Below are 13,336 nucleotides of genomic sequence, written 5' to 3'. Positions count from 1 at the left end.
TGTGGGGTTACCCATGTGAGAGTAAGTCATCGCCAGCTCATTATTCCAAAACACCCCCGACCATAAGGCCAGGGGTGTTTTTTTTATGCGTAGAATTTAGTCAAATAAATGTTATTTATGTGCTATTTCGACTGAAACATCACATAAAAATAAAATTGAGAGGCGTATACTGAACCGGTCTATGGAGCGGATATGTCCTCAAATTCATCTTCAAGCCATATTGAATATGGCTCTTCTGCTTTTAAAGCAGTGCTTTTTTCCTTATTCCTTGCTGGCTTTGCCATTTTTTCATCACTGTATTGCGTACAGCCGATGATGCCGATTCTGGCTGATTATTTCCAGGTCAGCCCGACTCAAAGCAGTTTCCCTTTATCTTTTTCTACCATTGCCTTGGCAGTTGGCCTGATTTTTACTGGACTAATATCAGACCGATTCGGTCGTAAGCCGATTATGGTCTGGTCTCTATTTTCAGTCTCAGTATTATTACTATTAAGTGCAATATTGCCGATCTGGTCCGTGTTTCTGACCACACGAGTAATGATTGGATTGACAGTCAGTGGTGTCGCTGCGGTCGCGATGACTTATATCGGAGAAGAAATTGCAGAAAAAGATATCGGTTTTGCCATGGGCTTATATATTTCTGGCACAGCGATAGGTGGTATGGGAGGGCGTTTAATTGCCGGAGTTTTAGTGGATTTTATCTCCTGGCAATCTGCCACTTTGATTATCGGTATCTTAAATCTTTGTATCGCTGGATTATTTTCTTACCTATTACCCGCTTCGCAACATTTTAAAGCCTATCCAATCAAGCTGAATCGTTTTAAAAACTCATTTAGGCAGAATCTCGCTGATCCAAAACTTCGGGTTTTATTCCTGCAAGGTTTTATCTTGATGGGCTGCTTTGTCTCGGTATTTAATTATCTGAGTTATCGCTTGATCCAAGCGCCATTTGAATTATCTCATGTCTGGATTGGCGTGATTTCGATTACTTATTTGGCTGGTATTTATAGCTCCCCTCGAGCAGCACACTGGGGACGGCATTATGGCAAATTCAGAATATTGGCAGCCATGATCCTGATGATGCTTGTGGGCTTGGCGCTGATGCTGATTAATCAGTTGATTGTTGTTTTTACCGGATTGCTGATTTTTACTTTTTCTTTCTTCGCTGCCCATTCGACTGCCAGTAGCTGGGTTTCGATCCAGTCGTTACAGTATCGGGCAGTCGGTTCGTCGCTGTATTTATTTTGCTATTACCTGGGTTCAAGCGTGTTGGGGAGCTCAAGCGGATTGGTATGGGAAAATTATGGCTGGATAGGATTAACTGTGTTTATCACAGCGTTATTACTGACAGGTTTGGCATTTAGTTTAAGACTCCGTTCAAATTAGAGATTCTGTCCAAGCTTTCCTCCTCATAAATAAGATAAATTTCTTTTTTGATATATTTAAACTTTAGATTCAAGTGACAAATAGAGCATGATTCAGTTAGTCTCTGATTTTGTATAAATTATAATCAAGCAAGCTAGGGCCGATTCATGGTAAAATAATCGGCTTTCATCTTTGATCTTATTTTTAGATCTCCTATCATCTGCCAGCCGAGAATTGCTAGCCATGTCTACTGCTTATACCATGCAGACTGCGCCAAAAGCGTTGTTTGATTACGACAAATATTGGGCGTCTTGTTTTGACCCTGCGCCATTTTTGCCGATGTCACGCGAGGAAATGGATCAACTCGGCTGGGACAGCTGTGATTTTATTTTAGTTTGTGGTGATGCTTATATCGATCATCCGTCTTTCTGTTCAGGCATTATTGGTCGTACGCTAGAAGCACAAGGCTTCCGTGTCGGCATTATTGCACAGCCAGACTGGACCAGCGTGGATGCGTTCCGCGTTTTGGGTAAACCGAATATTGCTTGGGGTGTAACAGCAGGGAATATGGATTCTATGATCAACCGTTATACGGCTGACCGTAAAATCCGTTCTGATGATGCCTATTCACCAGACAATCAGCCAAACAAACGTCCAGACCGTGCGGCAACCGTGTATTGCCAGCGTGTCCGTGAAGCTTATCCGGATGTACCGGTATTATTGGGCGGTATTGAAGCATCCTTACGTCGTATTGCGCATTATGATTACTGGTCAGACAAAGTCCGTCGTTCAGTATTGATGGATTCAAAAGCCGATCTTTTGATGTACGGTAATGGCGAACGCTCAATCACTGAAATTATGCATCGTCTGGCACGTGGCGAGAAAATTCACGAGATTACTGATGTTCGCGGTACTGCGTTCATTGTGAATAAACACAACCGTGCCTCTAAAGCCAAATTTGTTGAAATTGCATCGAATGATGTCGATGCCATTGGCCGTGTTGATCCAATTATTAACCCGTATGTCATGACTGAAGATATCGAGGGTTGTGAGATTGAACAAGGGAAGGATTCTAGCCAGTACCAAGGTTTCCAAAAAGAACATGTCGCCAATCCGATTGTGCGAGCAGGGGATGACTTAGATCCTGATACACAAATTGTGCAACTGCAACCGGCTTCTAAAGCGATTAAACATAAGTTACCGCCGCGCGAATTGGCCGTAATTCGTTTGCCTGCTTTTGAAGAAGTGGCTGCAGATCCAGTGCTCTACGCACATGCCAACCGTATTCTGCATCTGGAAACCAATCCGGGGAATGCGCGTGCCATGGTGCAAAAGCATGGTGAACGTGATGTCTGGTTGAATGCACCGCCAATTCCGTTGACTACCGAAGAAATGGACTATGTGTTTGACCTGCCTTATGCACGTCTGCCGCATCCTGCTTATGGCAATGCACGTTTCCCGGCATTCGACATGATCAAGTTCTCTGTGAATATCATGCGTGGCTGTTTCGGTGGTTGTACCTTCTGTTCAATTACGGAACATGAAGGTCGTATTATTCAGAACCGTTCTGAAGAATCGATTCTGCGTGAAGTGGAAAAAATCCGTGATACCGCACCGGGCTTCACGGGTATTATCTCGGACTTGGGTGGCCCAACAGCCAATATGTATCGTTTGGCCTGTAAAGATCCTGAGATTGAAAAGAACTGTCGTAAACCGTCATGTGTATTCCCGGGCGTTTGTCAGAATTTGCATACGGATCATGCTCCATTGACGCAGTTATACCGTAAAGCGCGTTCTTTACCAGGCATTAAAAAGATTCTGATTGGTTCAGGCCTACGTTATGACCTTGCGGTTTTAAACCCTGAATATGTCAAAGAACTTGTCACCCATCATGTCGGTGGTTACTTAAAAATTGCGCCTGAACATACCGAAAAAGGCCCACTCAATAAAATGATGAAGCCGGGTATTGGGACTTATGACCGCTTCAAGCAAATGTTTGATCGTTATAGTAAGGAAGCAGGCAAGGAACAATACTTAATTCCTTACTTCATCGCGGCGCATCCGGGAACTACCGATTACGACATGATGAATTTGGCGATTTGGTTGAAGAAGAATGGTTTCCGTGCCGATCAGGTACAGACCTTCTATCCTTCACCAATGGCGACTGCAACTACCATGTACTACACTGGTAAAAACCCGCTGGCGAAAGTGGCGCGTTATACTGAAAATGTCGACATTGTGAAAGGTGAGAAACGTCGTCGTTTGCACAAAGCTTTCTTGCGTTATCATGATTCAAACAACTGGCCTTTGCTGCGTGAAGCCCTGAAAGAAATGGGTCGTCAGGATTTGATTGGTAACTCGAAACAGCATTTAATTCCGACTTATCAGCCTGTAGGCAGTGCAGACGGTCAGTATCAATCGGCGCGTAAGAAGAATTCGACGGTTGCCGGTGATTCGCAAAAACGTACCGGTGAGCAAGGGAATCGTAGCAAGGCTGCACAAGCTCAGTCACGTCCTTCAAATACCAAGAAACGTCCTGAGCGTGGTCAAATTCTGACCCAGCACACTGGTTTACCACCACGTGAAACAGGCGATGCCAAAAAACCGTTTGGTGGGCCAAAGCCTAAAGCGAAGCCCAAATCACGTGCATAATTAATTTAATAAAAAGACACTTCGGTGTCTTTTTTTAGCTCTTGGGTAAAGTAACGTAGCCTGAGCTTGTCAGTTGAAAGTGTAAAAGAATATATTATTTGAATTAAATTCTTTAAAAAAGTGATATAAAAATAACACTTTGTCGGAATTGTCCTACAGTTGGGCAGATATGTATTGCGGTCAATTCCATGGATGTTTTAGAGTGCATTATCAGTACTTTAAATCCACTTTCATTGGCATCTAGAGAGATGTCACTTTAGGTAACACAGAATCGAGTTTTGATACCAGTTGTATGGGTATTTAAACAGATTGGTTGTTATATCTATTTAAAATAAAGCGTGGGTTTATACTGCACAACAATAAAACAAAAATGATTATAAGAATTCAAGGATTTAGGCATGACCACCTATATTATGATTGGGAGTTTTCTGCTCTTCTGTGTCGTGCTCATGGCATGGAAAAAGCTCGGAAATAATTCCAAACCACAAGACAGTGCGTTAAAGCAACGTGCTATTTTTAACCTGAATGAGCAATTGACCTTCACCCGTTTGAGGGAAGTATTACCTGAATACATCATTTTGGCACATGTTTCCTATGATGCCTTAATGACGACTAAATTTAACCGGACTCGACATAAGTACCGCAACCTGACTGCAGATTTTGTAATTCTGGATCAGCAGCACCAGATTCTAGCCGTGGTGGGAGTAGATGACCCATTAATTTTGAAGCGTCCCCAGCAGACGGGTTTTCAGGATGCATTACTAACCATGGCAGGTTATCGGGTAATTCGTTACGATGATGTGCCGGAATATTATCAGTTGCGCCAGGACTTCTTGCAGGAGCAAGCGCAAATGCAGAAAATGCCCAAATATACAGTTAGCAATGATCTGAAAAAATATTATTTATATTCGGATTTAGAGCGCAGTAAAATCAAAGCTGTGGGCTAAAACAAAAAAGAATGCCAGAAGCATGCTTTTTTTATGAGTACCGATCTTGAAACATTATTCCGGTTTAACCGCCACGACAGTCAGTTCGACCAATACCCGTGGATCATAGAGTTTTGCTTCTACACAGGTACGAGGCAGCGCTTCGATATCAGCGACCCAGGCATCCCAGACTTCATTGAAGGCTGCATAATCTTTTTCAATGTCTTTCAAATAGATGGTTACCGACATGATGTGACTTTTGTCTGTGCCGGCATCTGCCAGAAACTGGTCAATAATATCTAAAGTCTGTTGGGTTTGCCCTTTAATATCCAGTTCAACATCTGTGGCCAGCTGGCCGGCAAGATGCACCAGATTACCGGCAATAGCAATTTCCGAAAAGCGTTTCGATACGTGTAAACGTTCAACTGTCATGTTGTTCATCCTGAGTTTTGGGCATCAGGGCTGCGACCAATGCAGTCAGCAGACAACCCACCGCCAGATAGATGGCTACATAATGCCATGAACCATCCGCCCAAATCACCAGTGCCGCTGCAATAAATGGGGTAAAACCACCCCCAATGATGCTCGCCACCTGATAGCCAACTCCGGCACCGCTGTAGCGGTATTCTGTGCCAAACAGGGAGGTGAAAATCGGTTGATGGACACTAACCACCATATCGTGTGCAACGTTGGCCAGTAAAATTGCGCCAACAATAATCATCCAGGTGTTTTGTGCATCGAGCGCCATAAAGAATGGAAAGGCCGAAAGCGCACCAATCAAACCACCCCAGACACACATTTTCTGATGATTGAATTTATCCGCCAGCCAGGCAAAGAAGGGAATACTGAAACAGCTGATGGCACCGACCATCAGCGTGATATTCAGGAAGAACTGTTTGTCCATGCCTAGGTTGCTGGTGGAATAGTTCAGGGCGAAATTGGTGACCAGATATATGGTCAGCAATTCAGTCAAACGTAAGGCAATAATATAAAAGAAAGCTTTTGGATGTTTGCTGATCGCCTGCAAGATCGGCAGTTTTTCTGGTTGATGATCAGCTTTCACCACCTTTTCCACAAACTCTTGCGATTCATCCTGATCACGTCGGATCCACATCGCTACAGCTAACAGTACGATGCTGGCCAGAAAGGGAATACGCCATGCCCAGTCCGCAAAAGCCTGTTCGCCTAGGGTCGCAATAATAATGGAGACTGCACCAGTGGCCAATACCAGGCCAACACCATAGCCGACCTGAACCCCGCTGCTATAAAAGGCTTTTTTACCCTTGGGTGCATTTTCAACTGCCATCAGAGCTGCGCCGCCCCATTCACCACCCACGGCAAAGCCTTGCAAGGCACGGCAAAACACCAACAGCACCGGAGCCCACCAGCCAATTGCTTCAAAATTTGGCAGCAGACCAATCCCGACCGTGGAAATTCCCATCAGGATTACCGTAAGTACCAGCATTTTTTTACGGCCGAGCTTGTCACCAAAGTGACCAAATACCACACCACCTAAAGGACGAAACAGGAAGCCGACCCCAAAGGTGGCCAGAGCCGCAAGGGTACCCATGTTCTCGCCAATACTGGGGAAAAACTGATCTTTAAAAATTAAGGCTGCAACAATGCCATAAAGGAGAAAATCATACCAATCGACAACAGCACCAACAAAACTAGACAGCGCAGCTTTACGTGCGCGTTGTTCTTGAACAACAGAAGAATTTACAGAAGACATGCAGGAGGGGATTCCATGAGTTACATCAGAGTTGCCCTGCAATATTCGGATTTGATCGTCACGCTAATCACAGGACATCATGCTGAAAGTAAAGGTGATTTTCAGCATCTCAGCACATACATGGATAATGCATTGCGCAGATAGAGTACTCTAAAAAATCAAAATGTAAAAACAAAGTTGCCGTATTTTTAAACTGATGCCTAAAACATGATCAAAAAAGGTTTAGAGTAGCAATAACTGGGTTTCAGTTTCGGGGACGCTGAGCTGATACACGCCAACACCGATCAGCCGGAATTGCATCTGCGGGGCAATATGCAGGTCATCGAGCAGTAAGTCCAAGGCTTGGGCTAATTCCTGTGGGCTACGCAGCACCTGTTTAAAACTTTTACTGTGTTGCATCACCTGAAAGTTCTTGAGTTTTAATTTGACCGTAACGCCGCGAGCCGAAAGCTGTTTCTTTTGCAGGCTTTGCCATACTTGTCCAAGTAAAGGTTCCCAATAGGGGCGACATTGGTTCAGATGCAGGTCATCATCAAAAGTGGTTTCTTTGGAAATTTGCTGGCGCTCCCGTTCCACCTCAACCGGTCGTTCATCAATGCCTTGAGCATACAAAAATAGCCGCCGGCCATATTTGCCAAAATGCTGAATCAGCAAGGCTTCATCAATTTGCTGTAAATCGCCTAAAGTTTCTAGATTCAGGCTTTTCAGTTTTTCCTGAGTGACTTTTCCGACGCCGGGAATTTTTTTCAGTGGCAAATCCTGGATAAAACGCTGTACTTGTGACGGCTTAATCACACAGATGCCATTCGGTTTGTGCCAGTCCGAAGCAATTTTAGCGAGAAACTTGTTGGGCGCTACACCAGCAGAAGCAGTTAATCCGGTGGCTTGAAAAATATCCTCGCGAATTCGCATGGCGACTTCGGTAGCACTTGGGATTTGTTTTAAATTTTCTGTGACATCCAGAAAGGCTTCATCTAGAGACAGTGGTTCAATCAGGTAAGTATATTGTTGGAAGATCTGATGAATCTGTGCCGATACCTGCCGGTATTTGGCAAAATCTGGCTCAATCACGATAACTTGAGGACACAGTTTGCGCGCCTGCCCCATGGACATGGCAGAACGCAGGCCATAAACCCGTGCCGGATAGGAGGCAGCCGCGACCACCGCCCGAGGATGATGCGAGGCTATCACCACAGGTAAGTCTTTCAGTTCTGGACGTTCACGCAGCTCAACCGAGGCATAAAACGCATCCATATCGAGATGAATAATTTTGCGCATGTTCGCTATCTTAAGGGGCTTTAATCGGATTGGGAAGCGAAGGCTGAGTTGAGTAAATAGGGTTGCGGTCCGCTGAGCAGAATGACTTTTGTCCCTTGTGTCTCGGCAGCCTGAATCAGAAGTTGCAAACTTTTTGGAGTGTCATCGGCAAGACGGGGTAAAAATTGCAGCGGCTGGTTTAACGGCTGAAAAAAATCATCCCAATGCACCGGAATCACTACTTTGGGCTTGAGCATGTTCAGGGTTTCAGTCAGATATTGCTGCTGATAGTCACTGGATTGTCTGGAGAGCTGGGCAATACCTAAAAATAAAGTATCGACCTGTAGGTTTTTAAATTGATCCGGGATAAATCCGGTACTGGTCTTGACCAGAATTTTATGTCCCGCATGCTCAATCAGGTAATCGAAACTGCCACCTTCTTTAAATTCGGAAAATTTAGCCGGAAGAGTTAAAGGCCGCAGCAGCTCTTCGCCTAAATCATCATTTATCGCTGTGGGCGGGGTATGTTGTGAGGGAATTGCCGTGGTCTGGAAATGTCCCCATTGCTGTACTTGCCCAGGCTTAATCGGCTGTAATTGCTGTGGAGTAACTTTGGGATTTGCCCGGGCGATATTCAGGGTGCTCGGCGAACCGACCACAGCAGTTTCGGGAAGCATCTCTAGTAAAGCCGGGACATCCAGAACATGATCATAATGAGAATGACTGACCAGAATGGCTTGGGTTCGGCTCAATTCATGGCATTGTACCAGTTGTTCTAAGAGCAGCTTATCACTTTGAATAGGTCGAGTAATTACTTGCCGCAAAGATGGCCGGCTAAAGAAACCATCGATCAGGATCTGATCGTGGCCATCATCGAGTAACAGGGTGGACACACCAAAAAAATTGACTGTAAGCCCGTGAACGGATATACCGGTTTGTGGCTGCCACGCTTTAAAGTCACTAACCTTGCCCGAAGCTTGCAACAGATAAGCCAGCATACCCGCGATGAGTAGGAGTAGAATCACCAGACCGAGTAAAATGCCTTTTATCCATTTCAATCTTTTTATTTCCTTGTTGTTTTTATAAAGAACTTGTTTTCAGGCGATCAGCTTTATTTCGCTTTATTCTCAGATGAAGGTACTACAATCGCATTCTTTTTGAGAAAATCCAGCCATTGCTGTTCTGAGCCATAAAAAACATTCAGGTCTACCGGTGTGGTAATACCGGGAATTTTCCCCTGACTGGTATGTTGCCAAAACGTCCATTTAGGCTGATCTTTTAAATCAGGCAGACCTTTGTATTCACGTACCCAGAGTGGTACGTTAGGAAAGTGTCCTGCCAGTACAATATTATAAAAAGCTTTAGAAATATAGAAAATCGGCTGCTTGCCATAATGCTTTTTCAGGGCATCGTGCATCACCTGAATTTCGTTTAAAATCTGCTCTTTAGAATAGGTATTGATGCATTTGCTGTCATATTCCAGATCAATTACTGGCGGTAAGGCATCCGGTTTATTGGGTACGGAGTCAATAAAATTCTGGGCTTGAATGCTGCCATCGCGGCAGAGCCGGTAAAAATGATAGGCACCGACCAAAAAGCCGCGTTCACGTGCTTTCAACCAATTTTCCTGAAAACGGGTATCTTTAAAGTCGCCGCCTTCAGTGGCTTTCAGATAAACAAAACGGTATTTTTCAGGCGAAATCTGCTGCCACTGAATCTCTTTTTGATGATGCGATACATCAAAACCCTGAATAGGATAATCGGCTGCATGGGCAGACGGTGCTTTCATCAGGCAGAGATAGACCATGGCGATCGTGATCACAGTGATCAGTATGCCCAGCCCAATCAAGAGCGATTTATGAACTCTGTTCGGAGCCTGATTTTTTTGCATTTTCAGTCCTTGCCTATATGTGATTTAGCCTAAAACTTACAATCAGCCCAAAGTGAATATAGCGCATCAAACCGGGGTATTTTTAGGAATATGCCAGAAAATATAGGCCGCAATAATATTGATGCAGCCTAAACAGATCAGTGATACATGAAAAGCAGCCACCAGATTGTCAGCGCCGTAATAGGCACTCAGCATGTTCACCAGTGTTCCTGCCAGTGCCACCCCGATACTCATTGACAGCATCATGATCATCGACAGGAAACTGTTGCCGCTACTGGCATCCTGCTGGCTTAAGTCCTTTAAGGTCAGGGTATTCATCGACACGAATTGCAGTGAATTTAAAATGCCGAAGATAAAGAAATGAATCGCACGGAGCCAGATTGGGGTTTCCGCCGTGGTCAGGGCAAAACTGGCAATACATAGACCTACCAGTAAGGTATTGACCAGCAAGACCCGACGGTAGCCAAAACGCTGAATGATGTTGCGGATAATCGGTTTGGAGGCCAGCGAACCAAGCACAGTCGGAATCATCAATAAACCGGTAATAAAAGGTTCGAAACCGAAAGCCACCTGCAACATCAGCGGCAGTAAAAACGGAATCGAGTTACCGCCGAGACGGGCAAAGAAATTACCCAAAATACCAATCGCATAAATTTTATTTTTAAACAGCCGGCTGCGAAACAGGGCGTTGCTATGGGTATGCGAATGATAGGCATAAATCAGGGTGGCCAATAAACCGGCCAGAATCAGGCTCAGGCTCCACCACAGCGAGTTTTGTGGACTGGCAAAATTTTCAATTCCGAGACAGAGACCCACCATCGCCACGACCAGCAAGATAAAGCCCCAATAATCAAAACGGGCGACTGTGGGTTCAAGTACATTCGGCATGGCCTTAAAGGTAATCAGTGCGCCCAGCAAGCCAATCGGCAAATTGATCAGGAAAATCCAATGCCAGGACAGATATTCGACCATCCAGCCACCTAGGGTCGGCCCAATTAAAGGACCAATCAGGCCGGCCAGACTCATCAGGCTCATAGCGGCCAGAAACTGGGTACGGGGAATGATCTTTAGCATCGCCAACCGGCCGACCGGCAGCAATAATGCACCACCGATCCCTTGAAAGATCCGGTACACCAATAATTCATTCAGGCTACTTGACCAGGCACAGCCCAAAGAGGCCAAAGAGAAAATAATAATCGCAGCAAAATAGGTATTTCTGACCCCGAACCGGTCTGCCAGCCAGCCACTTAAGGGAATGCAGGCCGCCACAGACAGCACATAAGCCACGACCACACTGTGCATGCGTAGCGGATCTTCCTGCAAATTTTGGGCAATTGCAGGTAAGGCGGTATTAATAATGGTGGTATCCAGCCCCTGCATGAAAAAGCCAATCGAGACCAACAAGACCAACAATCTAAACTCGGGATCTAAGGCTTGATGCGTAGGCGTGGCATTCATAATTCTGGAAAACTGAAAATTTTGAATAGTTTAAAGGAATCAGCCGAGTCTGTCGTATATAAAGCGTTTCAACTTTTATGCGGTGTTGTGTCAAGGAACTGCAACCGATCTGTCATGGCACTGCAATGCTCTGGTTATAAATTGGTCACGAATTCTTCATGATAGATCAACAAAAAAATGAAATTAAAATTAAAGTCATTGATAGTGGCCATGCTGGCTGTGGGGATGGTGGCATGTGGAACTGAGAATGAAAATGAAACGCCGGTTCCAATCGTTGAGGCTACACCGAACTCGATCGAGTTAAGCAAATTAGCCGCTTATGAATCGGGTGTGTTTGCGCAAAGTGCAGCAGAAATTCCGGCCTTTGATGCCGAGAGTCAACGCCTATTCGTGGTCAATGCCAAAGAAGGCGTATTAGATGTACTGGATTTAAGTCGACCTGATCAGCCGAAAAAAATAAGTTCTATCACGGTCGATGACATTGCGCCAAAGGCTGAGGTCAACAGTGTCGCGGTACACAATGGCATCGTCGCCATTGCAATTCAGGCTGCTGTGAAAACAGACCCTGGCTATGTGGCTTTATATCAGGCCAAAGACGTGAGCAAGCTGGCCCACGTACAGGTGGGTGCCTTGCCGGATATGCTGACTTTCACACCGGATGGTCAAAGCTTGCTGGTGGCCAATGAAGGCGAGCCTTCTGATGATTATCAGGTTGACCCTGAAGGTTCAGTGTCTGTCATTAGTCTGGCCAATTTAAAAGCCCCGATCGTTCGTACAGCAGACTTTAAGGCCTTGAATGGACGGGAAGCAGCATTGCGTGAACAGGGCATCCGCATTTTCGGACCAAAGGCCAGCGCAGCTCAGGATTTTGAACCTGAGTACATTACTGTTTCAAAAGATGGAAAAACCGCCTGGGTTGCCTTACAAGAAAACAATGCCTTGGCCAAAATTGATGTGGCTTCTGCCAAGGTACTCGCTGTTTATCCATTTGGCTTCAAAGATCATGGCATGAAGGGTCATGGCATGGATGTCAGCGATGCGGATGGTGTCGACGGTAAAGGCAAAATCAATATTCAAACTTGGGCCAATGTACGTGGCTTATATATGCCAGATGCGATTGCAAGTTTCGAGGTCGCGGGCAAAACCTATATTGTGTCTGCCAATGAAGGCGATGCCCGTGCCTGGGGTGAAAACAATCCTGCATATTTCAATAACGATACCAGCCAGGGCTTTGTAGAAGAATGGCGGGTGAAACACTTAGTCCATGCCAAAGGTTTTGACCGCCGTCTGGGTGATGATTTACCAGCTCATCTTCGTGTATTGGCCAAAGGAGCAGAACTCAATCCGAATAATTTTGCGTATTGTGGCGCGGTGGCAGGGGATGCCAAAGACTGCCGTGAAGATCATCTGCTGGGCCGTTTAAATATTACGTGGACTGAAGGCTATCAAAAAAATGCCGATGGTACAGCCAAACTGAATGAACGGGGCAATCTGGTCTATGATCATTTATATAGCTTTGGTACACGCTCGGTCAGTATCTGGGTGGAAAATGATCAACAGACCGGTTTAGAACTGGTATGGGATTCGGGTGATCAGTTTGAGCAGTATATTGCCAAACATCATCCTGAGATTTTCAACTTTAATCATGAAGAAGCCGGACTGGATAATCGCAGTGACAATAAAGGGCCGGAACCTGAAGGGGTGACCTTGGGGCAGATTGGTCAAAAAACCTTTGCCTTTATTGGGCTGGAGCGTGTCGGTGGCATCATGGTCTATGATGTGTCTACACCTGCATCACCAGTCTTCGTGCAATATATCAATTCACGTGATTTTAAAGCGACCACAGAGCAGATTGAAATAGGACAAGCCGGTGATTTAGGACCGGAAGGTTTGGTATTTATTCCGGCAAAAGACTCCCCGAACAAGAAACCCCTCCTGGTGGTCGGCCATGAAGTCAGTGGCAGTACCACGATTTATCAAGTAAATCTCAAGTAGTCAAAAGCTTTTAAATTCAGGGCACTTCGGTGCTCTTTTTTGTAAGGTGACCGCATATAT

Annotated in this window: 11 protein-coding genes; 5 read left to right on the top strand and 6 right to left on the bottom strand. The window is 45.2% G+C overall.

The annotated features are described in order from the left end of the window. Positions 1–192 precede the first annotated feature (192 nt). The 3 genes from NI468_RS13870 (at position 193) to NI468_RS13860 (ending at position 4,964) form a co-directional block, all read left to right on the top strand. Complete coding sequence (locus NI468_RS13870; protein WP_253102341.1) at positions 193–1,386, top strand: MFS transporter; 1,194 nt, start codon at positions 193–195, stop codon at positions 1,384–1,386. A gap of 222 nt (positions 1,387–1,608) precedes the next feature. Beyond that, the gene (locus NI468_RS13865) at positions 1,609–4,017 is read left to right on the top strand and encodes a YgiQ family radical SAM protein (RefSeq protein ID WP_004644879.1); all 2,409 of its coding nucleotides are present in this window, start codon (positions 1,609–1,611) and stop codon (positions 4,015–4,017) included. Between the two features lie 398 nt (positions 4,018–4,415). Continuing rightward, positions 4,416–4,964 carry a DUF2726 domain-containing protein gene (locus NI468_RS13860; RefSeq protein ID WP_004732580.1) on the top strand — a complete coding sequence of 183 codons (549 nt, stop codon included), beginning with the start codon at positions 4,416–4,418 and terminating at the stop codon, positions 4,962–4,964. Between the two features lie 54 nt (positions 4,965–5,018). Here NI468_RS13860 and NI468_RS13855 read toward each other — a convergent pair whose 3' ends face one another. Together NI468_RS13855 and shiA are read right to left on the bottom strand one after the other, a co-directional pair. After that, positions 5,019–5,375: a RidA family protein gene (locus NI468_RS13855; RefSeq protein ID WP_005101539.1), complete on the bottom strand. Its 357-nt coding sequence runs from the start codon at positions 5,373–5,375 to the stop codon at positions 5,019–5,021. Continuing rightward, entirely contained in the window at positions 5,365–6,675 is a 1,311-nt protein-coding gene (shiA, locus tag NI468_RS13850; RefSeq protein ID WP_253102339.1) for a shikimate transporter, read from the bottom strand. Before shiA ends, NI468_RS13855 begins: the two co-directional genes overlap by 11 nt. Before the next feature lie 15 nt (positions 6,676–6,690). Between shiA and NI468_RS16295 the strand changes: the two genes are divergently transcribed. Next, positions 6,691–6,819 carry a hypothetical protein gene (locus tag NI468_RS16295; protein ID WP_005264010.1) on the top strand — a complete coding sequence of 43 codons (129 nt, stop codon included), beginning with the start codon at positions 6,691–6,693 and terminating at the stop codon, positions 6,817–6,819. A 78-nt stretch (positions 6,820–6,897) separates the two neighbouring features. Here the strand turns inward: NI468_RS16295 and dinB are convergent, their stop codons facing one another. From dinB to mdtD, 4 genes are all read right to left on the bottom strand, one after another. Next, the gene (dinB, locus tag NI468_RS13845; RefSeq protein ID WP_253102337.1) at positions 6,898–7,953 is read right to left on the bottom strand and encodes a DNA polymerase IV; all 1,056 of its coding nucleotides are present in this window, start codon (positions 7,951–7,953) and stop codon (positions 6,898–6,900) included. A gap of 20 nt (positions 7,954–7,973) precedes the next feature. Further along, positions 7,974–8,990, bottom strand: coding sequence for an MBL fold metallo-hydrolase (locus tag NI468_RS13840; protein ID WP_253102335.1), 1,017 nt, complete (start codon positions 8,988–8,990; stop codon positions 7,974–7,976). A 53-nt stretch (positions 8,991–9,043) separates the two neighbouring features. Further along, the gene (locus NI468_RS13835; RefSeq protein ID WP_253102333.1) at positions 9,044–9,823 is read right to left on the bottom strand and encodes a glycoside hydrolase family 25 protein; all 780 of its coding nucleotides are present in this window, start codon (positions 9,821–9,823) and stop codon (positions 9,044–9,046) included. A gap of 66 nt (positions 9,824–9,889) precedes the next feature. Next, the gene (gene mdtD / locus NI468_RS13830; RefSeq protein ID WP_086044350.1) at positions 9,890–11,281 is read right to left on the bottom strand and encodes a multidrug transporter subunit MdtD; all 1,392 of its coding nucleotides are present in this window, start codon (positions 11,279–11,281) and stop codon (positions 9,890–9,892) included. Between the two features lie 177 nt (positions 11,282–11,458). On the opposite strand from mdtD, the gene NI468_RS13825 reads away from it, so the two are divergent. Further along, complete coding sequence (locus NI468_RS13825) at positions 11,459–13,276, top strand: choice-of-anchor I family protein (protein ID WP_420909036.1); 1,818 nt, start codon at positions 11,459–11,461, stop codon at positions 13,274–13,276. The last annotated feature ends 60 nt before the right edge of the window (positions 13,277–13,336 follow it).

Source organism: Acinetobacter lwoffii (genome assembly GCF_024129355.1).
GTDB lineage: Bacteria > Pseudomonadota > Gammaproteobacteria > Pseudomonadales > Moraxellaceae > Acinetobacter > Acinetobacter lwoffii_I.
This window is presented reverse-complemented; position numbering and strand designations above follow the sequence as displayed.

Bases quoted from the DNA above. Each gene is read 5' to 3' on its own strand.
- NI468_RS13860 (WP_004732580.1), top strand. From the start codon at position 4,416: ATGACCACCTATATTATGATTGGGAGTTTTCTGCTCTTCTGTGTCGTG.
- mdtD (WP_086044350.1), bottom strand. From the start codon at position 11,281: ATGAATGCCACGCCTACGCATCAAGCCTTAGATCCCGAGTTTAGATTG.
- shiA (WP_253102339.1), bottom strand. From the start codon at position 6,675: ATGTCTTCTGTAAATTCTTCTGTTGTTCAAGAACAACGCGCACGTAAA.
- dinB (WP_253102337.1), bottom strand. From the start codon at position 7,953: ATGCGCAAAATTATTCATCTCGATATGGATGCGTTTTATGCCTCGGTT.
- NI468_RS13870 (WP_253102341.1), top strand. From the start codon at position 193: ATGTCCTCAAATTCATCTTCAAGCCATATTGAATATGGCTCTTCTGCT.
- NI468_RS13825 (WP_420909036.1), top strand. From the start codon at position 11,459: ATGAAATTAAAATTAAAGTCATTGATAGTGGCCATGCTGGCTGTGGGG.
- NI468_RS16295 (WP_005264010.1), top strand. From the start codon at position 6,691: ATGAGTTACATCAGAGTTGCCCTGCAATATTCGGATTTGATCGTCACG.
- NI468_RS13835 (WP_253102333.1), bottom strand. From the start codon at position 9,823: ATGCAAAAAAATCAGGCTCCGAACAGAGTTCATAAATCGCTCTTGATT.
- NI468_RS13855 (WP_005101539.1), bottom strand. From the start codon at position 5,375: ATGACAGTTGAACGTTTACACGTATCGAAACGCTTTTCGGAAATTGCT.
- NI468_RS13865 (WP_004644879.1), top strand. From the start codon at position 1,609: ATGTCTACTGCTTATACCATGCAGACTGCGCCAAAAGCGTTGTTTGAT.